This window comes from Sphingobium aromaticiconvertens (assembly GCF_037154075.1).
Lineage (GTDB): Bacteria > Pseudomonadota > Alphaproteobacteria > Sphingomonadales > Sphingomonadaceae > Sphingobium > Sphingobium aromaticiconvertens.
Map to the genome: position 1 here is coordinate 3,669,580 of NZ_JBANRJ010000001.1, position 26,707 is coordinate 3,696,286.

Here is a 26,707-nt window from a genome sequence, read left to right on the forward strand (position 1 = left end):
CTGTTAAGCCATGCCCTAGTGCGAAGCCCGAATAGAGGCAAGAGGGAAGGCCGCCAAGCCCCTTCGCGCGGAAAAGCGTCCTGCGCCCCCATGATAACCAGTCATTTACCGAAATTTCAGCCGCACCTGCCAATAAGAACCGATGATCGCGCCCTTTTCCACAGATCGTTATATCACGCGCGAACGCGTGCTTTTGACGGCATCATTGACGCTGCTGGCAACCATTATCGGGCTGTCCGTGCTGCTTTGGGGTTCACATGGCACAGTGGATTCGCTGGGACGGCCGCTGGGGACCGATTTTTCCAATGTATGGACCGCAGGCTGGATGGCTGACCATGGACAGGCGGCGGCGGCATGGGACTGGAGCGCCCATCATGGCGTTCAGAAGGCCGCGCATCATGATCCGCACATTCCTTTTTACGGCTGGCATTATCCGCCGCCCTTTCTGATCATTGCTGCGTTGTTGGCGAAATTTCCCTACACGCTGGCACTGGTACTCTGGCAGGGGCTGACGCTGGCGTTGGCGGCATTGGTGGCGCAGCGCGTGCTGCCAGGGCGCGACGCATTGCTGGCATCACTGGGCGCGCCGGTGGTTCTAGTGTGTCTGGGCCATGGGCAAAATGCGTTCATGACCACCGCGCTGCTGGGCGGCGGCATGATCTTGCTGGACCGGCGGCCCTGGGTCGCGGGGATGCTGCTGGGATGCCTGTGCTACAAGCCGCAATTCGCCGTACTGATCCCGGTAGCTATCGCTGCGCGGGGCAACTGGCGCGCCTTTCTGTCGGCAGGCGCGACGGTGACAGCCCTGTGCCTGTTGACGGTCGCGATCTGGGGATGGGGCGTGTGGGCGGCGTTCATCGGGTCGCTGCCCCTGACGCAGCATATTATCATCGAGGCAGGGGCTACGGGCTGGGAGAAGATCCAGAGTCCCTTCGCCGCGATCCGGCAATGGGGTGGGTCGATCCCCCTGGCCTATGGAGTGCAATCGGTCGCAACCGTGGCTGCGGTGCTGGTCGCGGGACTTGTGACCTGGCGCAGCACCATGGCCGTGCGTGGCGCCGCGGTGCTGGCGGCAGCGCTGCTCTGCACCCCTTATGTGCTGGACTATGACTATGTGCTGCTGGGAATGGCGATTGCCTTCCTTGTCGCCGACATGCGGGCGCGCGGTGCGCTGACGTGGGAGCCGACATGGCTCGCCTATGCCTGGATGGCGCCACTGTTCGGGCGCGCGGTGTCGGCGATGACGCTGGTGCCGGTGAACTTGATCGCGGCTGTGGCCGTGCTGGCGCTGGCGGGTCGACGGGCCGTGGTGCTGGATGACGCATGGACGACGGTAGTGGGGCGGATCACGTCACTGAGAACCGCTCGGTCCTAACGCCCCCGCCCCTCCCACGAACGAGAGAGGCAGGGATGCGCATATCAGATCATGGCCATGCCGCCATTGACGTGCAGCGTCTGGCCGGTGACGTAGCCCGCCTCCTTGCTGGCGAGATAGACGACGGCGGCGCCGATGTCAGCGCCTTCGCCCAGATCGCCTGCCGGGATCTTCATGTTGATCGCGGCCTTCTGGGTATCGTTCAACGCGTCGGTCATGGCCGAGCGGATGAAGCCGGGCGCGACGCAGTTGACGGTGATACCGCGGCTGGCGAGTTCCTGGCCCAGCGCCTTCGACATGCCGATGATCCCGGCCTTTGACGCGGCATAGTTGGACTGGCCCGGATTGCCGGTGACGCCCACGACGGACGTGATTGAGACGATTCGGCCAAAGCGCGCCTTCATCATCGGCTTGGCGGCGGCGCGAACGAGGCGGAAAGCAGCCTCAAGGTTTACCGAGATCACATCCGACCATTCTTCATCCTTCATGCGCAGGATAAGGTTGTCGCGGGTGATGCCGGCATTGTTGACGAGAATGTCCAGCCGGCCGCCCAGTGCTGCTTCCACCGCCTGCGGCACCAGCGCGTCGACAGCGGCGGGGTCGGACAGGTTGCAGACCAAAGTCTTGTGGTCGCCGCCCAGTTCGGCGGCGAAGGCTTTCAGCTTTTCCTCATTGCTGCCCGAGAGCGCAAGGGTCGCGCCCTGCGCGGCGAGCGCCTTGGCGATGGCGGAACCGATGCCGCCCGATGCGCCCGTCACCAGTGCGGTCATGCCTGTCAGATCGAACATTGTAGCTATCCTCTTCAGAGCGCGGCCAGCGCCGCTTCAATATCATCCATCGTCACGATGGAGCGCACGGTGGCGTCGGGGGCGATGCGCTTGACCATCGGTCCCACGACCTTGCCGCCCAGTTCCACGAAATCGGTGACGCCCGCCTCCCACATCGCGGCGATGCTTCCGCGCCAGCGGACACGGCCCGTCACCTGCTCAACCAGGCGCGAACGGATGTCGTCGGGATCGGCGATCGGCGCGGCGAGGACATTGGCATAGACGGGGAGCAGCGGCGTCGCGATCTTCGCCTGCGCCAGCGCATCGGCCATCGCGTCGGCGGCGGGCTGCATCAGTGGGCAATGGAAGGGCGCGGAGACGGGCAGCAGCACGCCGCGCTTGATGCCATGATCCTTGACCAGGGCAATGGCGCGCTCAATCGCGCCGCGATGGCCGGAAATCACGACCTGTCCGGGATCATTGTCGTTGGCGACGGTGCAGACCTCACCCTCTGCCGCCGCATCGGCCAGCGCCTGCGCCTTGTCGATGTCAGCGCCCAGAAGCGCGGCCATCGCGCCTTCACCCACCGGCACGGCAGCCTGCATCGCCTGTCCGCGCAGCTTCAGCAGACGCGCCGTCGTCGGTACGTCGAATGCGCCCACAGCGCAGAGCGCGCTATATTCGCCAAGGCTGTGGCCAGCGACATAATCACCCTTTTCGGAGAGGCGCAGCCCCCCTTCCCGCTCCATCACGCGCAACGTAGCGATGGCGTTGGCCATGATCGCGGGCTGGGCATTTTCGGTGAGGGTCAGGTCACTCTCCGGCCCCTCCACCATGATGCGGAACAAATGCTGGCCCAGCGCGTCATCGACTTCCTGGAACAGTTCGCGCGCCACGGGACTGGCGTCGGCCAGTGCCTTACCCATGCCAACGGACTGGCTGCCCTGACCGGGAAACAGGAATGCCCTCATCACTCATCCTCTTAAAAAACGCGGAAAAACGGGGGCCGCCGCGATCATTACACTTTGCTACAACATTGCCGTTGAGGCGGGCGACCGATTTCGGCAGGAATTAGACGGACGCCGCGCCGTGTGCAAGCATGGTGCCCCTAACGACGATGGAGTGGCAGAAAAAGGTGCGATATCGCATTGGAATCATGGCAGGATCGATGCTGGCACTCTCTGCCTGCGTGGCTGGGCCGGACTATAGGGCGCCACAGCCTGCCGCGCTGGGCATCCCGGAAACTTATACGCAAGGGAACAATGCGGCGACGAGCGAGGCGGACCTTTCCACCTGGTGGACGCGGTTCAACGATCCGGCGCTGAGCAGTTTCATCGACGCGGCGATCGCCAATAATCTGGACATCGTACAGGCGCAAACGCGGCTGCGGCAGGCACGGGAATCACTGCGACAGGCGAACAGCGCCTTCCTGCCGCAAGTCAGCGGCTCTGGCCGGGGCGGCCAGACCTACCGCAGCGGCGGTGGCGGCGCGCAGGTCGACAATAATGGCAATGTCATCTCGTCGGGCAGCGATCCGTGGAGCGGCAGCTATTCGCTGGCGGCCAATGCAAGCTGGCAGATCGACCTGTTCGGCGAACTATCGCGATCGTCGGAGGCTGCGCGCGCGGACCTGGCGGCCAGCGGCTATGATCTGGCTGCCGTGCGCCGGACCATCATCGCCGAACTGGTCAGCAATTATGTGCAGGCGCGGCTGGCGCAGGCCCAACTTGCCATCGCGCGCGAGACGCAAAAAGTGCAGCAGGACAATTATGACATTGCCCGCTGGCGCTTGCAGGCGGGGCTGGTGTCCTCGTTGGACGAGCAGCAGGCGAGAGCGCAACTGGCGCAGACCACCGCCACCATTCCCACGCAGGAAGCCAATATAAAGAGTGCGCTCAACCGCATCGCGGTGCTGACGGGGCAGGTGCCGGGCGAGGCGACGCGGACGCTGGAGCAGGCAGCGCCGATCCCGATCGCGCCCTTCAACGTCGCGACCGGCATTCCCGCCGACACGCTACGCCAGCGGCCCGACGTGCGGAGCGCCGAGCGGGCGCTGGCCGCTGCCACAGCGCAGATCGGGGTGGCGCAGGCGCAGCTTTATCCCGCACTCAATATCAGTGGGAATATCGGGTCCAGTTCGACATCGATAAAGAGCCTGTTCGATATCATCACCGGCAACGTGTTCGGCAATATCGCGCAGGTCATCTTCGATGGCGGGCGGCTGGCCTCTCAGGTCCGGTCACAGCGGGCGGCGGCGGATGGCGCCTTTGCCGCCTATAAGCAGACGGTGCTGACCAGCCTTGAAGATGTCGAGAATGGCATGAATGCGTTGAATGCTGCGCGGGCGCGCAAGGCGCAGTTCGCGATCGCCTACGAAGCGTCGAACAACGCAGCTATCCTGGCGCGGGCGCAATATCAGTCGGGGCTGACCGACTTTCAGACGCTTCTCAATGCCGAACAGACGCTTCTTTCCGCGCGCAACAGCCTGGCTGGCACGCAATCCGACGAGATATTGGCCGTGGCCCAGCTTTACAATGCGCTGGGTGGCGGATGGCAAAATATGGATGGACGCCCCCAATGAGCAATGACGCGACGCCCACCCCTGCTGAAACGGCGGACATGGACGAATTTCTGGGGACGAAGCCGCCCCGGCCATGGCGCAAATGGGTGATCCGGGGGGCGATCGGCCTCGCCCTGTTGATCCTGATCCTGCTCGTGTCACGCTGTTTCACCGGCAACGACGAGCCGAGCTATGCCACGCGCGCGGCCCGGCGCGGCGACCTGACCGTTTCCGTCTCCGCCACCGGCAATCTCAAGCCCATCAATCAGGTGGATGTGGGGTCGGAGCAATCGGGCAAGATCACCGCCGTCTATGTCGATGTGAACGACCGGGTTACGCGCGGGCAGAAGCTGGCCGAACTGGATACCCGTCGCCTCGCCGACGCGATCGATCAGAATCAGGCGCAGGTCGCCTCTTCGCAGGCCAGCGTCGCGCAGGCGCAGGCGCAAGCCGCGCTGGCCAAGGCGACTTTGGACCGGCAATTGAATGTGTTCCAGCTATCGGGGGGCAAGGTGCCCGCCAAGACCGAGCTGGACACGGCGCGGGCCAATTATCAATCGGCGCTCGCCACGCTCAACGCCTCCCGCGCGCAGGTGCAGGTGTCGCAGGCCCAATTGTCGACCGCACAGACCAACCTGTCGATCGCGCAGATTGTATCGCCCGTGACCGGCGTGGTGCTGTCGCGCGATATCGAGCCGGGACAGACGGTCGCAGCGTCGCTGAATGCGCCGGTGCTGTTCACCATCGCCGAGGATCTGACCCAGATGGAGGTCGAGGTGTCAGTGGACGAGGCCGATGTCGGACAGGTCAAAAATGGGCAGACGGCGAGTTTCAGCGTCGATGCCTTCCCCGGCCGCACATTCCCGGCGACGATCACCCGGGTCAATGTAGGGTCGAACGCCAGCAGTACCTCATCGTCCTCAACGACAAGCACGACCAGCACGACCAGCGGCACCGTGGTCGCCTATACTGCCGTGCTGTCGGTCAACAACACCGACGAGACATTGCGGCCCGGTATGACCGCGACCGCAGACATCATCACCCAGGAACTGAAGGATGTGCTGCTGGTGCCCAACAGCGCGCTGCGCTTCAAGCCGAGCAGCGGCGCGGCATCGGGCAGCGGCATCACAAGCACGCTGATGCCGCGCCGTCGCGGGGGCGGCGGCAATGCGCGGCAGGTCAGCTTTGGAGCGGGCAGCAGCCAGACCGTCTATATCGTGGGTGAAGATGGCAAGCCCAAGGCAGTGCAGGTAACGGTGGGCGCGAGCGACGGGTCACGAACCGTCGTCACCGGCGGCGACCTGAAGGAAGGCGCACGGGTCATCACCGGCCAGCTTGCCGCCGGACAGCAACAGCCCGCCGACGATCAGAATGGGACCGATCAGCCACGCGGCAAGGATCGCAGCACGGCTCCCGCCACATCGGGTAATGCCAGCGGCGTGCGCCCAACCGATGGCAGCCCGGCGACCATGAAGACGCTGGGCAATTCAGCCGGCTCCCCAGCCGAGACCGCGCCGGTCGCCCCCACCGCCCCCAGTGGCGGAACTGAGCGCCCCGCCGAGCAACGGCGTGGGCGCGAGGGTGGCGGGGAATAAGCCAGTGGCTGATGATCCGATCATCTCCCTGCGCGGAGTCACCAAAAATTACGGGAGTGGCGCGACTGCTTTCCAGGCGCTGAAGGGCATCGACCTGGACATCGCGCAGGGCGATTTCGTCGCCGTCATGGGGCCTTCGGGGTCGGGCAAATCGACGACGATGAACATTCTTGGCTGTCTCGACGTGCCGAGCGGTGGCACGTTCCTGTTCAAGGGCCGTCCCGTCCACACGCTGGACCGCGACCAGCGGGCGCTGTTGCGGCGGCGCTATCTGGGATTTGTGTTTCAGGGGTTCAACCTGCTGTCGCGCACCACGGCGCTGGAGAATGTCGAACTGCCGCTGCTGTATCGCGGTGAGGACAAGCAGACGCGCTATGACATGGGGATGGCCGCGCTGGACAAGGTGGGCCTGAAGGATTGGTGGGACCATACGCCCGCCGAATTGTCGGGCGGGCAGCAACAGCGCGTCGCCATTGCCCGCGCCATCGTCACCCATCCCGATGTGCTGCTGGCCGACGAGCCGACCGGCAACCTCGATTCGGAACGGTCGGTAGAGATCATGGAATTGCTGACCGACCTCAACAAAAATAGCGGGATTACCGTGCTGATGGTGACGCACGAACAGGACATGGCGGCGTTCGCCCGGACGATCGTGCATTTCAAGGACGGGCTGGTCGAGCGGGTCGAGAACGGGAAGGCGGCCTGATATGCTGGGCACGACGGTCATCCTCGCCTTTCGCGCGATCAACCGGCACAAGCTGCGGTCCTTCCTGACGACGCTGGGCATCATCATAGGCGTCGCCGCCGTGGTGACGATGGTGACGCTGGGCAATGGCGCGACTGCTGCCGTGCGTCAGCAGATCAGTTCGCTGGGGGCCAATGTGCTGCAATTGCGGCCCGGACAGGGTTTTGGCCGGGGCGGCGGCGGGCCGCGTCCGCCGGATTTCAAGCCGCAGGATTTAACGGCAGTCGAGAACCAGTTGACCGGCGTGCGCGCAGTAGCGCCGCTGGCGCAGTCGACCGGCACCGCCATCTATGAGGGCAATAACTGGTCCACGACCGTCTATGGCACCACCGCCGCCTATTTCGAGGTGCAGACGTGGAAGACCGACAGCGGCCGCCTGTTCATGCCGGAGGAAGAGGAAGCGGGTCGCCCGGTGTGCATCATCGGCAATACCGTCCGCACCAACCTGTTTCAGGGCAATGATCCGGTGGGCAAGCGGATGCGGATCAAGGGCGTGTCCTGCCAGGTGATCGGCACGCTGGCGACGCGCGGACAGGGCGGTTTCGGCGATCAGGACGATGTGGTCGTCATGCCGATCAAGTTCGTGCAGCGGCGCTTTACCGGCGACCGTGACATCAGCCAGATATTGGTCGCGGTGGACGACGCCTATGACACCTCCACCGTACAATCGAGTCTGGAAGGGCTGATGCGGGAACGGCGCAAGATCAAGCCGGGCGATCAGGACAATTTCAACGTCTTCGACACCAAGCAGATTTCCGACACGCTCACCGGCACCACTACCATCCTGACGCAGATCGTCGGTGCGGTGGCGGCGATCAGCCTGCTGGTCGGCGGCATCGGCATCATGAACATCATGCTGGTGTCGGTGACGGAGCGGACCCGTGAGATCGGCATTCGTCTGGCCATCGGCGCGGTGGCGCGGGAGGTGCTGATGCAGTTTCTGGTCGAGGCGATCGTGCTGTCCTGTCTGGGCGGATTGATCGGGCTGCTACTGGCGCTGGTAGCGTCGATCGCGATCGCGCCGCTGATGCAGGTGCCGTTCATCTTCGATGTGAAAGTGAATATGATCGCCTTCTTCTTTTCAGCGGTGATCGGCGTGGTGTTCGGCTATTTCCCGGCGCGGCGGGCGGCGGCGCTCAATCCCATCGACGCGCTGCGGCACGAATAGGCCGGGTTTCGCCAGCGCCGCAGGCGGGCGAGGAGCGGCTGTTCGACCAACAGGGACATGGCGAGACCGGCGATCAACGCGGCGGCGGCGAGGACAAGGTAACAGAGGAGCGGCATCGCCGCCGCATCCAGACCCAGACGCTGCCATATTTGCCAGGCAGCACTGAGGCCCAGAAACTGGAAGAGGTAGAGGCTGTAGGACGCTTCGCCAAGCGCACGCAGGGGCGCAGGGACGACCATGCCGCGCGCCTGTTCCCATGCAGCAAGGCCCGCGATGAGCAAGGCAGAGGGCACGCCGTAGGCGAGACGCGCGAGCGGGCCATAGCCGTCCAGTACCCCCATGCTTTCCGCAACACAGGCCGCCAGCAGCAGCGTGGCCCCTGCCCCGGTCATCATCCGGGGCGCGGTGATTCGTCCGCTTGCCAGCAAGGCGGCCGCGCCCATGCCTGCCAAAAATTCCAGATTATAGAGGTTGGTGATGCGATCCGGGACGACTGCGGCGACCAACCCCAGCGCAGCCAGCATGATCCATCCCGTCCAGATCACTAACAGCGTCACGCCCAACCGACGGCTGAAGATCAACAGCGCGAAGACCATATAGAAGATCAGTTCGTGTTGCAGCGTCCAGGCGATGCCCAGCAGCGGTTCCTGCACGGTCGGCAACAGGGTTGCCGACCAGAGCAATGCGCCGGACGATACCATGTGCCCCGCCGCGATCAGGGCGAGTGCGGTCAGCACCAGCGCGATCCAGTAGATCGGCATCAACCGCAGGAACCGCTGGCGCACATAATGGCGCAGCCGGTCGGGCTGGCCGATATCGATGCGGTGGACGTGCAGAATGATGAAGCCGCTGAGCACGAAGAACAGGTCCACACCCGCGTGGCCGGGCTGAAAGAAACGCATCATCAAAGGGGATGCCGTCACCTGATCCATGTGACGGGCGACGTGATAGAGGATGACGGCAAGCGACGCGATTCCGCGCAGGGCCTGAATCCCAACTAATTTCTGAGGGCGTGATGCGTCCATGTCATCACTCATAACGCCGATTTCCTAAGCAATTGCTGCTGCAACACGCCCTTCGCTGAACAGCCGTTCAGACTAAATCGGGTTTTGATACAATATCCTACACTTTAACCCTGTGGCTGGGACATCCTTGCGACAGGCGGCTCCTATCTCTGTATTCGACGCCGATGAGACGGCGCCTTTGAAAAAAAGGAGCGACAAGATGAAGAAGTTTTTGATGGCGCTGGCCGCAACCACGATGGTCGTAAGCCCGCTGGCCGTGAGCCAGGCGCAGGCCGCACCGCATCGCGAAGTCACCCGCGTCGTGAAGCAAGGCCCACATGGCCGCACGGTCGTCAAGCAACGGACTGTTGTTCGCAACAACGGCAATGCCTATCGCAACAACAACTACCGCGCGAACAATCACCGCTGGGCCAAGGGGCAGCGTTTCGATCGTCGACAGGCAACCAACTATCGGGTGATCAACAATTATCGCGGCTATCGCCTGAACGCGCCGCCGCGTGGCTATCACTGGGTGCAGTCGGGCAATGACGCGGTGCTGATTGCAATCACCAGCGGCATCATCGGCGCTGTTATCGGCGGCGCGATCCGCTAAGATCCCGTCTACAAAATAGAGCGAAGGCCCCGGAGGTGAGGAACCTCCGGGGCCTTTCGATGCGTGGGTCAGACGAGGCCGGTCAGATAATAGACGGCGATCACCAGAAAAACGGTGAGCGTCTTGATGATCGTCAACGCGAATATGTCCTTATAGGCCTGCCGATGAGTGAGGCCCGTTACGGCCAGCAAAGTAATGACCGCGCCATTATGCGGCAAACTGTCCATGCCGCCGCTGGCCATCGACGCGACACGGTGCAGCACTTCGCGCGGAATGCCTGCGGCATCCCCGGCGGCGGCGAACTGCTCCGCCATCGCGGCGAGCGCGATCGACAGGCCGCCCGAGGCCGAGCCAGTGATCCCGGCGAGCGAGGTCACGGTGATTGCTTCGTTGATGAGCGGGTTGGGAACGCTTTTCAGGGCTTCCTTAACGATCAGGAAGCCGGGCAGCGCAGCGATCACCGCGCCGAAACCATATTCGACCGCCGTGTTCATGCCCGCCAGCAGCGCGCCGCCCACAGCCGCCTTCGATCCTTCAGCAAAGCGCCGCGCTACCGTGCGGAAGGCGAAGAGCAGGATCGTCGCGATCCCCAGCAACAACGCGCCCATGACGGCCCAGAGCGCAGACACCTGCGCCACCTTCACCACAACGGGTTCGGTGAGGCCCGCGAGCGAAACGCTGACCTGCTCGACCGGCACAAGGCGCGGGATCAGAATGGTGAGAGCAAGGTTGCCGGCGCCCACGACCACGAGCGGAAGCAGCGCGATCAGCGGATGGGTGGCCGGGGCGGCATCATCGTCGCCTTCCGGCTCGTTCACCAACGTCGTCGGATCGCCATAGCCCTCCCCTGCTGCCATCAGGCTGCGCCGTCGCCAACCCAGATAGGCAAGACCCGCCGCCGCGATCGCCACAGAGCCGATGGTGCCGAGGATTGGCGCAGCCCATGTAGTGGTGCCGAAAAAGCTGGTCGGAATGATGTTCTGGATCTGCGGCGTGCCGGGCAGCGCGTCCATGGTGAAGGTGATGCTGCCAAGGCCGATGGTCGCCGCAACCAGACGTTTGGGAATGGCGGCGCGCCGAAACATCTCCGCCGCGAAGGGATAGACGGCGAACACCGCGACGAACACCGACACCCCGCCATAGGTCAGCAGCGCCGTAACCAGCATGATTGCCGGAATTGCCCGGCCCGCGCCCACCATGCCGATGACGGCGGTGACGATGGCGCGGGAAAAGCCCGATATCTCCACCAGCTTGCCAAACAATGCGCCCAGCAGGAACACCGGGAAATAGAGTTTGAGGAAGGTCGCGACCTTTTCCATGAACAGACCGGAAAAGACCGTGGGCACAGCGGCGGGATCGGTGAGGAAGACGGCCAGCATGGCCAGCAGCGGAGCCATCAGGATGACACTCATGCCCCGATAGGCTGCGATCATCAGCAATATGAGCGCCAGCGCCGCTATGGCGACATCCATGCAAATCCCCCTCGAACGACTATGTCTCTGGGGGTGACAGTGGCGTATCCGGGCCCCGGCTGGCAAGGGCGCTGCAACGGGTGCCTGAAACCCCATACGGGCGCTTGCCTTTGCACGACTTTTGCGTCATAGGCGCCGCTTCCATTCGCTCGGGGTGACTCGGGAGAACAGGGAAATTGCTTGAAGACGACAGCCGGAGGGGCGTTGTACATGGGGTACACGTCAGCGATCGGCCAACATAGAGGTATAACCATGGCTCTTTACGAGCATGTGTTCCTTGCGCGCCAGGATCTGGCACAGGCGCAGGTGGATGCACTGGCGGAAGCCGCCACGAAGATCGTCGAGGACAACCAGGGCAAAGTCACCAAGGTTGAGACCTGGGGCCTGCGCAGCCTGGCCTACAAGATCGCCAAGAACCGCAAGGCGCACTACGTGATGCTGAACATCGACGCCCCCGCCGGCGTGGTTGCCGAGCTGGAGCGCCAGACGCAGATCAACGAAGACATCATCCGCTACATGACCATCAAGGTCGAAGAGCTGGAAACCGGTCCGTCGGTGGTGATGCGCAAGCAGGAGCGCTCCGATCGTGATCGTGGCGAGCGCGGCGATCGTGGCCCCCGTCGTGATCGTGAAGATCGCGGCGACCGTGGTGATCGTGGCCCGCGCCGCGAAGAAACCGCTGGCGAATAAGGAGACCTAGACCATGGCACGCCCATTTTTCCGCCGCCGCAAGAGCTGCCCCTTCGCCGCCAAGGACGCGCCGAAGATCGATTATAAGGACGTTCGTCTGCTTCAGGGCTTCGTGTCCGAGCGCGGCAAGATCGTCCCCAGCCGCATCACGGCCGTTTCGGCCAAGAAGCAGCGCGAACTGGCCCAGGCCATCAAGCGCGCCCGTCATCTGGGCCTGCTGCCCTACATCGTGAAGTGAGGGAGTAGCCCACATGGAAATCATTCTGCTCGAGCGCATCGAGAAGCTGGGTGCAATTGGTGACGTCGTCACCGTGAAGGACGGCTATGCCCGTAATTTCCTGTTGCCCAACAAGAAGGCGCTGCGTTCCAACAACGCCAACAAGAAGGTCTTCGAGGCCAACCGCGCCAAGATCGAAGCCGACAACGCTACCCGTCGTACCGACGCCGAAGCCGCATCGAAGGATGTGGACGGCACGCAGATCGTTCTGATCCGCCAGTCGTCGAACGCCGGCGCGCTCTACGGCTCCGTGGCCGTCCGCGATATCGTGGACGCGTTGCACGCCGATGGCATCACCAACGTCACCAAGACGATGGTCGTGCTGGAGCGTCCGATCAAGACGCTGGGCGTGTTCGACGTCAAGGTCGCGCTGCATCCCGAAGTCGCCGTGTCGATCCAGGTGAACGTCGCTCGTTCGCCTGAAGAGGCCGAGCTTCAGAAGCAGGGCGTCGACGTGATGGCCGATCTGTTCGAAAAGGACGAGAGCGGCTTCACCGAAGACTATGACGCCAATGCCGAACCGGGCGAAATCGCGTCGGAAACGACCGATGAACCCGAAGAGGCCGAGGAAGCCTAAAACTTTCTTCGTCAGATCGACGGAAAAGGCCGTCCGGAGCGATCCGGGCGGCCTTTTCTTTGGTCAGCCCGCTTTCCTGCGCCGGGTTTCCCAGCCCTTCTTCGCGGCGGCAGAACGATCGGCCGCCGACCGCCGGACCGAAGCCGCGCCGCCCAGGCGACCGCCCTTGCGTGAGGAGCCGTGGGTATCCGGCTTGCCCCGGCCAGAACCGGATTTGTTGCCGCCGCCCGATTCCTTGTTGACGGTCGCCCAGGCGCGCGATTCCGCTTCGTCCTTCGGCACGCCGCGCTCCTCATAGCCCTGCTCGATATGTCGGGCTTTGCGTTTCTGCTTGTCCGCATAGCTGCTCTTGTCGCCCTGGGGCATGACACCTCTCCCACTAAGCCTCCCGCCGTGAAAACTTGGCATCGAGCGATGCGTTCAATTCATCGCGCTTGCGGAACGAGCGGAAGAACCGGGCGTTTCTCCTGTCATGAGCGACACCCCTGCCCCCCGCAGTCTGATCGAGCGCCTCGCCCGCCATCTGGCGACGCGACAGGATGTCGATTGGTCCGCCTGCGTGGAGGATGCAGCCAGCATCCTGGCGATCCTGAAAGACCCAGACCCGGCAATGAGTGAGGCGGGCAATGCGGCAACATGGCGCGCGATGGTCGACGCGGCGCTGACCGAGCGCTGGACGATCGGCGCGCCCCTCTCCGCCACATCGACGCCCCTGCCCGCAGGCAGCGACGAAGAAGGCGAGAGTGCCCTCTCGCCCGAGCAGGTAAACCAGAGCGCGCGGGAGCATGCGGCCTGGGTCCATATCAACAGTTCAAAAGGAGACTGACGAAATGAAGAGGCTACTCAAACTGGCATTCATTGGCGGTCTGAGCGCGATGCTGTACAAGTCGTTCAAGGGGCAGACTGCCGAGGCTGATGATCGCGGACCCGCCGGGTCTTCGGGCATCATCCGCGACGCCGGTCCCGAAGAGCAGCATGGCGTATCGCGCCGCGATTGGGATATGGTGGACGAACAGTCTGACGAATCCTTTCCCGCGAGCGATCCGCCCGGCAACTACTGAACGATAAAAAGCAGGAGGATGGCATGAACGTGATCGAACGGGTGGCACGTGTGCTCGCCGGGCAATTCTACAGCCGTAATGCAGGCGGGACCGAAGAACATGCCGCCGACCTTGTCGATCGCGAATGGCCCCATTTCGCTGCCGATGCGCTGGCGGTCATGAAGACCCTGCGCGAGCCGACCGCCGAGATGGCGGCGGCAGGCGATTCCGCCAGCTGGCACCGGATGGTCGAGGCTGCGCTGGAAGACGCACGTACCAAGACAGCCAATAGCCTCCACTGACGGACGGACCGGCTCCAAAAGGCGACCCGGAACGTTGCCGCATTGCCCCATGCCTGCACGCCCGATAAGAGCGCGCGGGAACGGGGCTTTCTTTTGTCGAACATCCCCATCTTTCGGCCCCATCTTTCGGAGTGACCATAGATGCCATCCGGCCTGATTGCCCTGCTCGATGATATAGCAGGCATCGCCAAGATCGCCGCCACCTCGCTGGACGATGTCGCAGCGGCAGCGGGTAAGGCCGGGACCAAGGCGGCAGGCGTGGTCATTGACGACGCCGCCGTGACACCCCGCTATGTCATGGGCCTCACGCCAGACCGCGAATTACCGATCATCTACAAGATCGCCAAGGGGTCGCTGCGTAACAAGCTGCTTTTCCTGCTGCCTGCCGCGCTGCTGCTGAGCGCCTTTGCACCGTGGCTGCTACCGCCGCTGCTAATGGCGGGCGGCGCATTCCTGTGTTTCGAGGCGTCCGAAAAGCTGCTGGAGGCGATTCAGGGCGGGCATGATGTCGCGGAAGAAGCCGCCGCGACCCTGACGTCCAAGGAGATTGAGGACCAGAAGGTCAAGGGTGCGATCACCACCGACTTCATCCTGTCGGGTGAGATCATGGCGATAGCACTGGGCACGGTCGCGACCGAACCCTTGTGGGAACAGGCGGTCATATTGGTGGTGGTGGCGATCTTCATTACCGTGGGCGTTTATGGCGTGGTCGGCTTCATCGTGAAGATGGACGATATCGGCCTGCACATGGCCCAGCGCACGACCGCCATCGAACGTAGCGTAGGGCGCGGGCTGGTGCATGCTATGCCGGTGTTGATGAAGATATTGAGCGTGGTGGGCACGGCTGCGATGCTGTGGGTCGGCGGCGGTCTGATCGTCCACGGGCTGCATGAATTTCACCTCGACACCATTCCCGACGCGATCCATCATGTGGCGCAGGGTGCAGCGAGTGCTCTGCCAGCCATCGGCCCGGTCGTCGACTGGGTAGTGAACGCGATCGGCGCAGGCATCGTCGGCCTGATCATCGGTGGCATCATCGTTGCCGTGCTGCACATCATTCCGAGCAAGAAGAAGCACTAATGCCCTCCCCCTGGCGCCTGGAAGCGCGGGCGATGATTGCACTGGCGTTGCCGATGATCGCGGGCAATGTCGCCTGGTCCGGCATCGCAGCGACTGACCTGCTGCTGATCGGGCGGCTGGGGTCTGACGCCGTGGCGGCAGGTGCGCTGGCGATCAACCTGTTCAACGCGCTGCTGATATTCGGCATGGGGCTTGTCACCGCCGCCGCGCCGATGATCGCCAGCGAGCGTGGACGCAAGCGCCATTCGGTGCGCGACATCCGCCGGACGGTGCGCCAGACCCTGTGGTGTACGATCCTGTTCGTCCTGCCCGCCTGGGCGCTGCTGTGGCATAGCGAGGCGATCCTGATCGCCATGGGGCAGGACCGCGATCTGGCGCGCGGCGCGGCCGACCTGATGCGCGGGCTGCAATGGGCAATGCTACCCTTCCTTGCCTTCACGACCTTGCGTAATTTCGTGTCAGCGCTCGAACGGCCAGTCTGGGCGCTGATCATCATGCTGCTGGGCATCCCGGTAAACCTGCTGGCCGGATGGGTGCTGATCTTTGGTCATCTGGGCTTGCCCGCCATGGGACTGCATGGCGCGGGAATAGCGAGCACGCTTTCCTCCACCTTCCTGTTCCTTGGCCTGTTGGCGGTCACACAAATTGATCGGCAGTTCCGCCGCTATCACCTGATGGGCCGCTTCTGGGTCGCAGACTGGCCGCGTTTTCGCGCCGTCTGGGCACTGGGCCTGCCGATCGCGATTACGTTGGGACTCGAAGTCACCGTATTCAATGCATCCGCCTTCCTGATGGGGTTGATCGACCGCGCTTCGCTGGCCGCCCATGCGGTGGCGATCCAGATCGCGTCGCTGGTCTTCATGGTACCCATGGGCATTGGCCAGGCGGCGACGGTGCGCGTGGGTTTTGCCTATGGACGGCGGGATGCCGCTGCGGTCGGCCGCGCGGGCTGGCTGGCGCTGATCGTGGGGACGGGCTTTGCCGTGGCAGCGGCGGTGCTGCTGATCGGGGCGCCGCGCGCGCTGGTCGCCATCTTCCTGGACGTGAACGATCCGGCCAACGCGCATGTGATCGCGCTGGCCGTCTCCTTCCTGGCCGTGGCGGCACTCTTCCAACTAGTCGATGCAACGCAAGCGGTGGGTGCTGGCGTGCTGCGCGGGGTGCAGGATACGCGGGTGCCGATGATCTTTGCGCTGTTCGGCTATTGGGTGATCGGCATTGGCGTGGGATCGATCCTCGCCTTTCCGATGGGTCTGCAGGGCGTCGGTATCTGGCTGGGACTGGCGAGCGGGCTGGGCACGGTGGCGGTGCTGCTCATGTGGCGATGGAGCAGGCGGGAACAGATCGGCCTTGTTACATTCGCCGCGCCGCAGTCCACCGCGTTCGCGAGCGCCTGATCAGTTCCAAAGGCATATTGACGCACGAAGCGACGCGAAAATGCGCCGCTGCGCCGTTCCACATAATGGTGCAGCGCACAAATCCGTTGAACTTTTCCGACATGTTGCTATGTGAAACCCATGCAAGCCCCTACCTCTATCCTGGAATCGATCGCGCTCCAGAAGTGCCTGATCGCGACGTACAACAAGATGTCCGTCAAGCTGGCGCCGCATATCCTGTACACGCGCCATGACGAAATGTTCATCGACGCCGTGACGCTGGAACGGGAGGGCAGCCCGCCCCGCGAACTGAAACTGGGCGTTTTCAAGCTGGCGGGCCTGAGCGATCTTCAGGTGGTGGAAGAGACATTCGACCACATGGGCGGTCTGTATGACGCCAATGATTCGAAATATAAGGGCGTGACCCTGTTTGCGGTCGATCCCCGGAGCGCGGCGGCCTGAACGCAGCACCAGAACAGGACTTCAAAGGGGGCTAATCGCCCCCTTTTCTATTTCTTCAGCCGGTAGCCGGTCCTGAACATCCAGCCAATGATACCGATGCAGACGAGCAGCATCGCCGCGATGAACATCAGGGTGAAGTGGATGGCCACGTCTCCCTGACCGAAGAAGGTCCAGCGAAAGCCGGAAATCAGATAGACGACCGGGTTGAACAGGGTGATCGTCCGCCACGGTTCGGCCAGCATATGGATCGAATAAAAGGCGCCGCCCAGAAAGGTCATCGGCATGATGACCAGCAACGGGATGATCTGGAGTTGCTCGAAACTCTGCGCCCATATCCCCAGAATAAAACCGAACAGGCAGAAGCTGATCGCGATCAACGCCATGAAGGCAATCATCAGGAACGGATGCGCCACCGGCACATCGACAAAGAGATGCGCGGTCGCAAAGATGATGAGGCCCACCGTCATGGATTTTGTCGCAGCCGCGCCGACATAAGCGATCACCGTTTCCACCGCCGACACCGGGGCAGAGAGGAGTTCATAGATGGTGCCGGTGAATTTGGGCATATAGATGCCGAAACTGGCGTTGAAGATGCTTTCGGTGAACATTGACAGCATGATAAGCCCGGGCACGATGAAGGCGGCATAGGGAATGCCGTCAATCTGCGTCATGCGTGAACCGATCGCCCCGCCGAACACCACGAAATAGAGCGAGGTTGTGATGACCGGCACCGCAAGTCCGGTCAGCAATGTACGGCCAAAGCGCGCCAGTTCGAATTTGTAGATGGCCTTTACGGCATTGAAATTGAAGCCGCTCATGCCGCTTCCTCCGTCTTGTCATGATGGACGAGGCTGACGAAGATGTCCTCCAGCGAGCTTTGCCGTGTATCGAGATCCTTGTAGCTGATGCCAAGGTCGCCCAGCCGCCGCAGCAACGTGGAGATGCCCGTCCGGTCGGCCTGGCTGTCGAATATATATTCCAGCTCATGCCCCTCGCCCTTCAGCGCCACATCCCACTCGTCCAACTCGGGCGGCAGGGCAGCGAGCGGGGTAGTCAGGTGGACGGTCAGGGTCTTCTTGCCCAGCTTCTTCATCAGCGCGGTCTTGTCCTCGACCAGCAACAGCCCGCCCTTGTCGATCACGCCGACACGGTCGGCCATCTCCTCGGCCTCTTCGATATAATGGGTGGTGAGGATGATGGTGACGCCGGTTTCGCGCAACTGGCGGACCAACGCCCACATATCACGGCGCAATTCGACATCGACGCCCGCCGTGGGTTCGTCAAGGAACAGGACGCGCGGTTCATGGCTGAGCGCCTTGGCGATCATCACGCGGCGCTTCATGCCGCCCGACAATTCCAGGATCTTGCTGTTGCGCTTGTCCCAGAGTGACAGGTCGCGCAGGATTTTCTCGATCAGCGCATCGTTGCGCGGTTTGCCGAAGAGGCCACGGCTGAACCGAACCGTGTCGATCACCTTTTCGAAGGCGTCCGTGGACAATTCCTGCGGAACAAGGCCGATGGCGGAGCGTGAACCGCGATAATCGCGCACGATATCATGCCCCGCCACGGTGACGGTACCGGCGCTGGGGTTCACATTGCCGCAGATGATGGAGATCATCGTCGTCTTGCCCGCGCCATTGGGACCAAGCAGCGCGAAAATCTCCCCCTCCTCGATGGTGAGGTCGATGCCCTTGAGCGCCTGAAAACCGGATGCGTAGACCTTTGTCAGGCCTGAGATGGTGATGATGGATGCCATATCTGGCGGTGCCCCTTTTCGCTTATGCGGAAGATAGGGGCTGGAAGCGCTGACGCAACTAGGCGGGGTCGCTCCGACGCGAAAAACGGAAGACGGTGGCGGGCGGAAAATTGCGAACCGTCTGGCCTACGCGCGCGACATCAAGGTCCAGCGCCTCAATCACTTCCCGATGGACGGGCGGACGCATGGAATAGGTGAACTGGATGAAGCTGCCGCCCGGTCGCAACATGCGGAAAGCTTCGCTCAAAATATCGACATGCATATGCCGGTCCATCGCCAGCAGCGGCAGACCGCTGACGACAGTCTGATAGTCGCCGGGTTTGCCCGCAGCGGAGGTCGAAACGATCTGCGCGGGTGTTTCCAGGATCGAGACACCATGGAAATGACGACGCAGGCCGCGCGCGAAGGCAGGGTTGATCTCCACCACTTCCAGCATTTCGGGCGGCAGGCCGGTTTGCAGGATTGCGCGGGTAAAGACACCGGTGCCGCCGCCCAGCTCAAGAACGCGGCCACCATCAGGATCGACATCGGCGACCATCAGACGCGCGAGATAGCGGCTGGAGGGCACGACGGACGCGGTTTGACGCGGCTTCTTCACCCAGGCGGCAAGGAAATCGAGATATTCGGTCGCGCGCGTGCGGAACTCGCCTCTGGGCAAGGCGATTGCCCGACTGTGCTTTGACTTATGCTGCATGGGCGAAATGCGACCGCTCCGTTTAGGCTTCGACTCTCCCTTAGCGAGCGGGAGCAGGTCCGTCGATTGGCTTTAGCGTTTGCACGCGTTCCTGCAACCATGTCGCGACTGCGGCGATACGCGCGAGCTGGCGCAGGTCGCCATGTGTAACCAGCCAAAAGCTGCGCGTAATCTCTATCCGCTCACCCATCAGCCGCTCAAGCGACGGGTCGTGGCCGGCAATAAAGTCCGGCAGCACACCGATTCCGGCTCCTTCCGCCACCATGCGATGCTGCATATTGATGCTGGTCGATCGCAGATTGGCCTCCAGCCCGGCCTCCACTTCATCCAGATAATCGAGCTCGGGGGAAAAGATGAATTCGGGCACATAGCCGACCAGCGTATGATCGCGCAGCGCCGATGGAGAGTCGGGCCGCCCCGCTCGCTCCAAATAGGCGGGTGCGGCATAGAGGTGCAGACGATAATCGCCCAGCCGCTTGACCGACAACCGCCCCCGCTGGGGCCGGGCCAGCATGACGGCCATGTCCGCCTCCCGCTTCGACGGATTGAGAAAGCCCGAGGCGGTGATGAGGTCGATGCGGATACCGGGATGATGGGCGTGGAAATCGGCAATACCGGGCGCGAGCAGCCATGTGCCGAACCCTTCCGCCACGGACAGGCGCACCTGGCCCGACAGGCGGCGCTGTTGGCCCGTGACATCCTCCATTGCCGCAAGCGCGGCGCTTTCCACGCTTTCAGCGTGGCGCAGCAGTACCTGTCCGCGTTCGGTCAGCGCGCGTTCGCCCGCCGCCATCTCGAACAGGTCAGTGCCCAGCGCCTGCTCCAGCCGCTGAAGTCGGCGGCCGATGGTGGTGGCGTCGACGCCCAGCGCGCGCGCCGCCGGGGCAACGCGCCGCGCACGGGCGACAGCCAGAAAGATACGCAGATCATCCCAATCGAACACCAACCCACCTCGCCTGCAATATTGCAGCATCACCATGCAGAAGTTCACCATTGCTTGCAAATCCGCAATGGCTCAAAGATCGGCCAACATCGGAGAGGATGATCAGAGTCATGCGTGAGATTTCCCACAAACTCGCCTTCGCCAACAGCGCGGCGCCGACGCGCTTCAGCGACGTGTTCGATCCTAATAATGGTGGCGTACAGGCCCGCGTGGCGCTGGGCGACGCGGCCCTGCTGGACGCTGCGGTCCAGGCCGCGAAGAAGGCGCAACCCGGCTGGGCAGCGACCAACCCGCAGCGGCGCGCGCGCATCATGTTCAACTTCAAGACGCTGGTCGAGAAGAATATGGACGAGCTGGCGCACATGCTCTCCTCCGAACATGGCAAGGTGATCGCGGATTCGAAGGGCGACATTCAGCGCGGGCTGGAGGTTATCGAATTTTGCTGCGGCATCCCCCATGTGCTGAAGGGTGAATATACGCAGGGCGCGGGTCCGGGCATCGACGTCTATTCAATGCGCCAGCCGATCGGCATTGGCGCGGGCATCACCCCGTTCAACTTCCCCGCGATGATCCCGCTGTGGATGTCCGGCGTGGCGATCGCCACCGGCAACGCCTTCATCATGAAGCCGTCCGAGCGTGACCCTTCGGTGCCCGTGCGGCTGGCCGAACTGTTCAGCGAAGCAGGTCTGCCCGATGGCATCCTGCAGGTCGTGCAGGGCGACAAGGAGATGGTGGACGCAATCCTCGATCACCCCGATATCAAGGGCATCAGCTTCGTTGGTTCGTCCGACATCGCGCACTATGTCTATAATCGCGGGGTCGCCGCAGGCAAGCGCGTGCAGGCGATGGGCGGGGCCAAGAACCATGGCATCGTCATGCCCGATGCGGATCTGGACCAGGTAGTGAACGACCTGTCTGGCGCGGCATTCGGCTCGGCGGGTGAGCGCTGCATGGCCCTGCCGGTCGTGGTGCCTGTGGGCGAGAAGACGGCGATCGCCTTGCGTGAAAAACTGATCCCGGCGATCGACGCGCTGCGCGTGGGCGTATCGACCGACGCGGAGGCGCATTACGGCCCGGTCGTGACCGCCGCGCACAAGCAGAAGATCGAGAACTGGATTCAGACCGGCGTCGATGAGGGCGCGGAACTGGTGGTCGATGGACGCGGGTTCAAGCTACAGGGGCATGAAGAGGGCTTCTTCGTCGGCCCGACGCTGTTCGATCATGTAACGCCCGAGATGAGCGCGTATAAGGAAGAGATTTTCGGCCCGGTATTGCAGATGGTGCGGGCGGAGAATTTCGAGGAAGCGCTCGCCCTGCCCAGCAAGCATCAGTACGGCAACGGCGTCGCGATCTTCACCCGCAACGGTCACGCCGCGCGTGAATTCGCCGCGCGGGTGGATGTCGGCATGGTGGGCATCAACGTGCCGATCCCGGTGCCGGTCGCTTATCATAGCTTCGGCGGCTGGAAGCGGTCGGCCTTTGGCGACACCAACCAGCATGGCATGGAAGGCGTCAAGTTCTGGACCAAGGTGAAGACCGTGACCCAGCGCTGGCCCGATGGCGGTGGCACCGGGGATAGCGCGTTCGTTATTCCGACAATGGGGTGATGGATTGGGGGCAAGCGTCCCCTGCCCCTTTTCCCGCCGCATGCCGGACTTGATCCGGCGTCCATTGGCCCTACGGTCGATTGAATGGTGCAACCGTCCGTTCACGCCGCCGCGCTACCGGGGGGCTGAACATTGTCAGCATGACGCGATTTTTCATATGGACAAGATGCCATGACTCAATTCGACCTGACCGACGACCAGCGCGAAATTCAGGAGCTGGCGCGACGTTTCACGGCTGATGCGATAACGCCCCATGCGGCCGAATGGGACGAGAAGCACATCTTTCCGCGCGACACGATCCGGGCGGCGGCGGAACTTGGCTTTGGTGGCATCTATGTGTCGGAGGAAGCGGGGGGCATTGGCCTCGGGCGGCTGGAGGCGGCGCTGATCATGGAAGCGATGGCCTATGGCTGTCCTTCCACCAGCGCCTTCATCTCGATCCACAATATGGGCGCGTGGATGATCGATCGCTTCGGCGCGCAGGCGGTGAAGGACAAATATCTCCCCGACCTCGTGCCGATGACCCGTATCGCCAGCTATTGCCTCACCGAAGCCGGCGCAGGCTCGGACGCCGCCGCGCTCAAAACCAAAGCGGTGAAGGATGGCGATCATTATGTCGTCACCGGCTCAAAGCAGTTCATCTCTGGCGGCGGCGAGAATGAACTCTATGTCGTCATGGTCCGCACCGGCGAGGATGGGCCAAAGGGCATTAGCTGCCTCGTCATCGAAAAGGATATGGAAGGAGTCAGCTTCGGTGCGCAGGAGCGCAAGCTGGGATGGCATTCGCAGCCGACAGCGCAGGTCAATTTCGACGGCGTGCGCGTGCCGATCGAGAATCTGGTGGGCGCGGAGGGCGAAGGTTTCCGCATCGCTATGATGGGGCTGGACGGCGGGCGGCTCAATATCGGCGCCTGCTCGCTGGGCGGGGCGCAGCGCTGCATCGACGAAGCCGTGCAATATAGCAAGGATCGCAAGCAATTCGGTCAGGCCATCGCCGATTTCCAGAATACGCAGTTCACGCTGGCGGACATGGAAACCGAATTGCAGGCCGCGCGCACTCTGCTCTATGCCGCCGCCGTCAAGGTGACGGAGAACGCGCCTGACAAGACGCGCTTTGCCGCGATGGCCAAGCGCTTCGCCACCGACACCGGATCATCGGTGGTCGACCGGGCGCTGCAACTCCATGGCGGCTATGGCTATCTGATGGACTATCCGATCGAACGCTTCTGGCGCGACCTGCGGGTGCATTCGATTCTCGAGGGCACCAACCAGGTGATGCGGATGATCGTCGCGCGGGATATGCTGCGGCAATGACGTGCCTTCAGCCCAAGGAAAGCCAAAGAATGACAGAACAGGTTCTGACCTTCACCGAAAGCAGCGCCAATGGCGCGGTGGGACGCATTCGCCTTAACCGGCCCAAGGCGATCCACGCGCTGACCCCCGAGATGTGTCACGCGATCAACGATGCGCTGTTGGCCTGGGCAGACGATGACAGCGTAGTTGCGGTGATGATCGACCATGAAGAGGGACGCGGCTTCTGCGCGGGCGGCGACATTGCGCTGATCGCCAACAGCGCCAAGGGCGACTGCAAGGAGGCGGAGGCCTTCTTCCATGTCGAATATCGGATGAACCACCTGCTGTTCGTCTATGAAAAGCCGATCGTTGCGTTCATCGACGGGATCGTCATGGGCGGCGGCGTGGGCCTGTCCCTGCCCGCCCGCTATCGTGTTGCGACCGAGCGGACGACCTTCGCCATGCCAGAGACGGGCATCGGCCTGTTCCCCGATGTCGGTGGCGGCTGGTTCCTGCCCCGCCTGCCTGGCCGTATCGGCGCCTGGCTGGCAGCGACAGGCGCGCGGATCGACGGGGCGGATTGTTCCGCGATCGGCCTTGCTACCCACTATATCGCCTCGGATCGGCTGGACGCGGTCAAAGCCCGCATATTGGCGGATCCCACAGGCTTGCGTGAGATATTGGACGAGCAGACCGAGACCCCACCGCCCTCGAAACTGGCGACGCAGCGGGACGCGATCGACCGCTTGTTCGCGACAGACCGTTATGAGGATATATTGGCCGCATTGCAGGCGGACGGGTCAGAATGGGCAGATAAGCAGCTGTCCATATTGGCCACCAAGTCGCCGCAGACGATCAAGGTAGCGCTGCGCCAGTTGGTCGAGGGGGCCGCTTTCACCGATTTCGCCGACAATATGGCGAATGAATATCGACTGGCCTGCCACGTCATCCGCCGCCCCGATTTCATCGAGGGCGTGCGCGCGGTGATTTTCGACAAGGATAATGCGCCATGCTGGAACCCGGCCACGCCCGAAGCGGTGAGCGACGCGATGATCGACAGCCTGTTCGCGCCACTGCCGCCAGAAAATGAATGGACGCCGCTACCGCAACTGGCGCGTTAAAAAAGAGAGGAACCTGTCCGCATGAGCATGACAATCGCCTTCATTGGCCTGGGCAATATGGGCGGTGGTATGGCCGCCAATCTGGTGAAGCACGGCTATGCCGTCCGCGCCTTCGACCTTTCGGAAGAGGCACTGAAGAAGGCTGAGGCGGCAGGTGCGGGGCGTGCGGACAGCGCGGCAGAGGCCGTTGCGGGCGCCGACGCGGTCGTGACGATGCTGCCAGCGGGCAAGCATGTCGAGGCGGTCTATAGTGGCGACGTGTTCGGCGCCGCGAAGCCCGGCGCGCTGTTCCTCGACTGTTCAACCATCGACGTGGCGACCGCGCGACGGGTGATCGAGGCCGCGGAAGGCAAGGGCTTTGCAATGGTCGATGCCCCGGTATCGGGCGGGATCGCGGCCGCCAATGGCGGCACGCTGACCTTCATGGTGGGCGGAACCGACGCGGCGTTCGCGGCGGCCAAACCGATCCTGTCGGCCATGGGCAAGGCGGTCATCCATGCGGGCGGCTCGGGCAATGGTCAGGCGGCGAAGATCTGCAACAATATGCTGTTGGGCGCGACGATGGTCGCCACCTGCGAGAGCTTTGCCATGGCCCGCAAGCTGGGGCTGGACCCGCAGACTTTCTACGACATCAGCAGCGTGTCGTCAGGACAGAGCTGGTCGATGACCAGTTACTGCCCGGTCCCCGGCGTGGGACCACAAAGCCCGTCCGACAGTGGCTATCAAGGTGGCTTTGCCGTCGGCCTGATGCTGAAAGACCTGAAGCTGGCAAGCGAGGCGGCGGCCGCCGTGGGCGCCAGTGTTCCGATGGGCAACGCCGCCGAAGCGCTGTACCAGATGCTCGCGAACAAGGGTGAGGGCGCGCGCGACTTTTCCTATATGATCGAGATGCTGGACGGGAAATAGGCAGTCCACCTGCCGTCATCCTCTCATGGTCAGGATGACGGCAGACACAGAACGCTATTTGGCCTTCCCCGCCTCCGCTGCGGCAAGTACCCGCAGGACATTACCGGACCAGATTTTGGCGATGTCGCTCTCGCCATAGCCTGCCTCAAGCAGCGCGGCGGTGATGCGGGGGAGGTCGACCACATCCTCCAGCCCCTTGACGCCGCCGCCGCCATCCCAGTCGAGACCGATGCCGACATGGTCCGGTCCCACGACCTTGAGAGCATGGAGCATGTGCGCCATGAAATCATCGAAACTGGGCTTGTCGGTGTCGGGGGTGAGCGTGTCGATCTGCTGCCGTTGCTTGAGCAGGACCGCGCGCGTCTCCGCCGTCATTTTTTCGCCGCCCTCGCGCATCTGGGCGTAGAGCGCGCCAAGAGCCTTTTGTCGTTCCGGATTGGGCGTGCTGGCGCGCAGGTAGGCGCCATAGGCGTTCATCTGGATCACCCCGCCCTTCGCCGCCAGCGCCCGAAGATGCGCGTCGTCGATATTACGCGGATGGTCATAAACCGCTTTGCAGCCCGAATGGGTGAGCAGGACCGGCGTGGTCGAAAGTGCCAGCAGATCGTCCAGCACCTGATCCGAACTGTGCGAGGCGTCGGGTACGACGCCAAGGCGGTTCATTTCCTTCAAAAGATGCTTACCGAGCGGGCTAAGACCGCCCCATTTCGGCTTTTTCGACGGATCGGTCGAACTGTCGGCAAACTGGTTATGCGCGAAATGAGCAAAGCCTGCCACGCGCACGCCCAGCCCATAGAAAGTATCGATCAGCGACACATCCTCGCCCAGCGGATAGGCGTTTTCCATCGACATATAGACGATGCGCTTGTCTTGCGCGGCGATCAGCGCCGCGTCCTTTGCTTCCAGCGCCAGCGCGAAATTTTTGGGGGCCGCCGCCACCATCTCACGGATCGACACGCCCCGCAGGATCGCGAAGTCACGGGCCTTGCGATAGGCCTCGACCGTCAACGGTCCCTGCGGCGTGTAGATCGCCCAGAAGCCGCCATCGAGGCCGCCCTTCTTCATCCGGGGCAGATCGACCTGGGTGAAATCGGCATGGACGTCATGCTCCGTATCGATCGACCAGCCCGGCAGGTCGAGCGAGGCGGGCGTGTCGAGATGACTGTCGAGGGTGATGATCCGTTCGTGCAACCGGGCCGCCGCGCGGCTGACGGGCGGCTGGGCCGAAGCGAAGGAAAGCGGGAGCAGTGCGACCAGCGCTGCTCCCCAAAGATAGGTCTTCAT

General features: G+C 63.0%; 29 protein-coding genes. 19 read left to right on the forward strand and 10 right to left on the reverse strand.

What is annotated here, in order from left to right; genetic code table 11:
• Positions 1 to 142 precede the first annotated feature (142 nt).
• A complete protein-coding gene (locus tag WFR25_RS17505; protein ID WP_336972628.1) occupies positions 143 to 1,375 on the forward strand; it encodes a glycosyltransferase family 87 protein in 1,233 nt (410 codons plus the stop codon).
• Positions 1,376 to 1,419: 44 nt separating this feature from the next.
• On the opposite strand, the gene fabG is transcribed toward WFR25_RS17505, so the two are convergent.
• A complete protein-coding gene (fabG, locus tag WFR25_RS17510; protein ID WP_336972630.1) occupies positions 1,420 to 2,163 on the reverse strand; it encodes a 3-oxoacyl-[acyl-carrier-protein] reductase in 744 nt (247 codons plus the stop codon).
• A gap of 14 nt (positions 2,164 to 2,177) precedes the next feature.
• Complete coding sequence (gene fabD, locus WFR25_RS17515; protein ID WP_336972632.1) at positions 2,178 to 3,113, reverse strand: ACP S-malonyltransferase; 936 nt, start codon at positions 3,111 to 3,113, stop codon at positions 2,178 to 2,180.
• A gap of 185 nt (positions 3,114 to 3,298) precedes the next feature.
• Here fabD and WFR25_RS17520 point away from each other — a divergent pair, with 185 nt between their 5' ends.
• The 4 genes from WFR25_RS17520 to WFR25_RS17535 are packed head-to-tail and all read left to right on the forward strand — an operon-like array spanning position 3,299 to position 8,210.
• Positions 3,299 to 4,723 carry an efflux transporter outer membrane subunit gene (locus WFR25_RS17520; RefSeq protein WP_336972635.1) on the forward strand — a complete coding sequence of 475 codons (1,425 nt, stop codon included), beginning with the start codon at positions 3,299 to 3,301 and terminating at the stop codon, positions 4,721 to 4,723.
• Entirely contained in the window at positions 4,720 to 6,297 is a 1,578-nt protein-coding gene (locus WFR25_RS17525; RefSeq protein WP_336972636.1) for an efflux RND transporter periplasmic adaptor subunit, read from the forward strand. The genes WFR25_RS17520 and WFR25_RS17525 overlap by 4 nt, the downstream gene beginning before the upstream one ends.
• Before the next feature lie 4 nt (positions 6,298 to 6,301).
• The gene (locus WFR25_RS17530) at positions 6,302 to 7,003 is read left to right on the forward strand and encodes an ABC transporter ATP-binding protein (RefSeq protein WP_336972637.1); all 702 of its coding nucleotides are present in this window, start codon (positions 6,302 to 6,304) and stop codon (positions 7,001 to 7,003) included.
• 1 nt (position 7,004) lies between these two features.
• Positions 7,005 to 8,210, forward strand: a complete 1,206-nt coding sequence (locus tag WFR25_RS17535; RefSeq protein WP_336972639.1) for an ABC transporter permease — start codon at positions 7,005 to 7,007, stop codon at positions 8,208 to 8,210.
• Here WFR25_RS17535 and WFR25_RS17540 read toward each other — a convergent pair.
• Complete coding sequence (locus WFR25_RS17540; RefSeq protein WP_336972640.1) at positions 8,150 to 9,247, reverse strand: acyltransferase family protein; 1,098 nt, start codon at positions 9,245 to 9,247, stop codon at positions 8,150 to 8,152. The two genes, WFR25_RS17535 and WFR25_RS17540, sit on opposite strands and share 61 nt — an antisense overlap.
• A gap of 187 nt (positions 9,248 to 9,434) precedes the next feature.
• Here WFR25_RS17540 and WFR25_RS17545 point away from each other — a divergent pair, with 187 nt between their 5' ends.
• The gene (locus tag WFR25_RS17545) at positions 9,435 to 9,827 is read left to right on the forward strand and encodes an RcnB family protein (protein ID WP_336972641.1); all 393 of its coding nucleotides are present in this window, start codon (positions 9,435 to 9,437) and stop codon (positions 9,825 to 9,827) included.
• A gap of 68 nt (positions 9,828 to 9,895) precedes the next feature.
• Here WFR25_RS17545 and WFR25_RS17550 read toward each other — a convergent pair whose 3' ends face one another.
• Entirely contained in the window at positions 9,896 to 11,299 is a 1,404-nt protein-coding gene (locus WFR25_RS17550) for a GntP family permease (protein ID WP_336972642.1), read from the reverse strand.
• Positions 11,300 to 11,551: 252 nt separating this feature from the next.
• Here WFR25_RS17550 and rpsF point away from each other — a divergent pair, with 252 nt between their 5' ends.
• Genes rpsF through rplI form a run of 3 tightly spaced genes read left to right on the forward strand, consistent with a single transcriptional unit; the run spans position 11,552 to position 12,843 of the window.
• Positions 11,552 to 11,989, forward strand: a complete 438-nt coding sequence (gene rpsF, locus WFR25_RS17555) for a 30S ribosomal protein S6 (protein WP_336972644.1) — start codon at positions 11,552 to 11,554, stop codon at positions 11,987 to 11,989.
• Between the two features lie 13 nt (positions 11,990 to 12,002).
• Positions 12,003 to 12,227: a 30S ribosomal protein S18 gene (rpsR, locus tag WFR25_RS17560; RefSeq protein ID WP_004212076.1), complete on the forward strand. Its 225-nt coding sequence runs from the start codon at positions 12,003 to 12,005 to the stop codon at positions 12,225 to 12,227.
• Positions 12,228 to 12,240: 13 nt separating this feature from the next.
• The gene (gene rplI, locus WFR25_RS17565) at positions 12,241 to 12,843 is read left to right on the forward strand and encodes a 50S ribosomal protein L9 (protein ID WP_336972645.1); all 603 of its coding nucleotides are present in this window, start codon (positions 12,241 to 12,243) and stop codon (positions 12,841 to 12,843) included.
• 63 nt (positions 12,844 to 12,906) lie between these two features.
• Here the strand turns inward: rplI and WFR25_RS17570 are convergent, their stop codons facing one another.
• Positions 12,907 to 13,209 carry a plasmid stabilization protein gene (locus WFR25_RS17570; protein ID WP_336972646.1) on the reverse strand — a complete coding sequence of 101 codons (303 nt, stop codon included), beginning with the start codon at positions 13,207 to 13,209 and terminating at the stop codon, positions 12,907 to 12,909.
• Between the two features lie 106 nt (positions 13,210 to 13,315).
• Between WFR25_RS17570 and WFR25_RS17575 the strand changes: the two genes are divergently transcribed.
• The 6 genes from WFR25_RS17575 (at position 13,316) to WFR25_RS17600 (ending at position 17,103) form a co-directional block, all read left to right on the forward strand.
• Entirely contained in the window at positions 13,316 to 13,669 is a 354-nt protein-coding gene (locus tag WFR25_RS17575; protein WP_336972648.1) for a hypothetical protein, read from the forward strand.
• Between the two features lie 4 nt (positions 13,670 to 13,673).
• Complete coding sequence (locus WFR25_RS17580) at positions 13,674 to 13,904, forward strand: hypothetical protein (protein ID WP_336972649.1); 231 nt, start codon at positions 13,674 to 13,676, stop codon at positions 13,902 to 13,904.
• Positions 13,905 to 13,927: 23 nt separating this feature from the next.
• Complete coding sequence (locus tag WFR25_RS17585; protein ID WP_336972650.1) at positions 13,928 to 14,185, forward strand: hypothetical protein; 258 nt, start codon at positions 13,928 to 13,930, stop codon at positions 14,183 to 14,185.
• Positions 14,186 to 14,326: 141 nt separating this feature from the next.
• The gene (locus tag WFR25_RS17590) at positions 14,327 to 15,265 is read left to right on the forward strand and encodes a DUF808 domain-containing protein (RefSeq protein WP_336972651.1); all 939 of its coding nucleotides are present in this window, start codon (positions 14,327 to 14,329) and stop codon (positions 15,263 to 15,265) included.
• On the forward strand, positions 15,265 to 16,662 hold the full coding sequence (locus WFR25_RS17595; protein ID WP_336972652.1) for an MATE family efflux transporter: 1,398 nt from the start codon (positions 15,265 to 15,267) through the stop codon (positions 16,660 to 16,662). Before WFR25_RS17590 ends, WFR25_RS17595 begins: the two co-directional genes overlap by 1 nt.
• A 120-nt stretch (positions 16,663 to 16,782) precedes the next feature.
• Positions 16,783 to 17,103, forward strand: a complete 321-nt coding sequence (locus WFR25_RS17600; protein ID WP_336972654.1) for a hypothetical protein — start codon at positions 16,783 to 16,785, stop codon at positions 17,101 to 17,103.
• Between the two features lie 47 nt (positions 17,104 to 17,150).
• Here the strand turns inward: WFR25_RS17600 and WFR25_RS17605 are convergent, their stop codons facing one another.
• From WFR25_RS17605 to WFR25_RS17620, 4 genes are read right to left on the reverse strand one after another with little or no spacing between them, the layout of a single operon-like run.
• Positions 17,151 to 17,921: an ABC transporter permease gene (locus tag WFR25_RS17605; RefSeq protein ID WP_336972657.1), complete on the reverse strand. Its 771-nt coding sequence runs from the start codon at positions 17,919 to 17,921 to the stop codon at positions 17,151 to 17,153.
• The gene (locus WFR25_RS17610) at positions 17,918 to 18,859 is read right to left on the reverse strand and encodes an ABC transporter ATP-binding protein (RefSeq protein ID WP_336972658.1); all 942 of its coding nucleotides are present in this window, start codon (positions 18,857 to 18,859) and stop codon (positions 17,918 to 17,920) included. Before WFR25_RS17610 ends, WFR25_RS17605 begins: the two co-directional genes overlap by 4 nt.
• Positions 18,860 to 18,917: 58 nt before the next feature.
• Positions 18,918 to 19,553: a class I SAM-dependent methyltransferase gene (locus tag WFR25_RS17615; protein ID WP_336972660.1), complete on the reverse strand. Its 636-nt coding sequence runs from the start codon at positions 19,551 to 19,553 to the stop codon at positions 18,918 to 18,920.
• A 40-nt stretch (positions 19,554 to 19,593) separates the two neighbouring features.
• Positions 19,594 to 20,496, reverse strand: coding sequence for a LysR family transcriptional regulator (locus tag WFR25_RS17620; RefSeq protein WP_336974948.1), 903 nt, complete (start codon positions 20,494 to 20,496; stop codon positions 19,594 to 19,596).
• A gap of 110 nt (positions 20,497 to 20,606) precedes the next feature.
• Between WFR25_RS17620 and WFR25_RS17625 the strand changes: the two genes are divergently transcribed.
• The 4 genes from WFR25_RS17625 (at position 20,607) to mmsB (ending at position 25,423) form a co-directional block, all read left to right on the forward strand.
• Positions 20,607 to 22,103, forward strand: a complete 1,497-nt coding sequence (locus WFR25_RS17625) for a CoA-acylating methylmalonate-semialdehyde dehydrogenase (RefSeq protein ID WP_336972661.1) — start codon at positions 20,607 to 20,609, stop codon at positions 22,101 to 22,103.
• A 171-nt stretch (positions 22,104 to 22,274) separates the two neighbouring features.
• Entirely contained in the window at positions 22,275 to 23,417 is a 1,143-nt protein-coding gene (locus tag WFR25_RS17630; protein WP_336972663.1) for an acyl-CoA dehydrogenase family protein, read from the forward strand.
• A 29-nt stretch (positions 23,418 to 23,446) separates the two neighbouring features.
• A complete protein-coding gene (locus tag WFR25_RS17635; protein ID WP_336972665.1) occupies positions 23,447 to 24,517 on the forward strand; it encodes an enoyl-CoA hydratase/isomerase family protein in 1,071 nt (356 codons plus the stop codon).
• Between the two features lie 21 nt (positions 24,518 to 24,538).
• Positions 24,539 to 25,423, forward strand: coding sequence for a 3-hydroxyisobutyrate dehydrogenase (gene mmsB, locus WFR25_RS17640; RefSeq protein ID WP_336972666.1), 885 nt, complete (start codon positions 24,539 to 24,541; stop codon positions 25,421 to 25,423).
• A gap of 54 nt (positions 25,424 to 25,477) precedes the next feature.
• Here the strand turns inward: mmsB and WFR25_RS17645 are convergent, their stop codons facing one another.
• Positions 25,478 to 26,707, reverse strand: a complete 1,230-nt coding sequence (locus WFR25_RS17645; protein ID WP_336972667.1) for a dipeptidase — start codon at positions 26,705 to 26,707, stop codon at positions 25,478 to 25,480.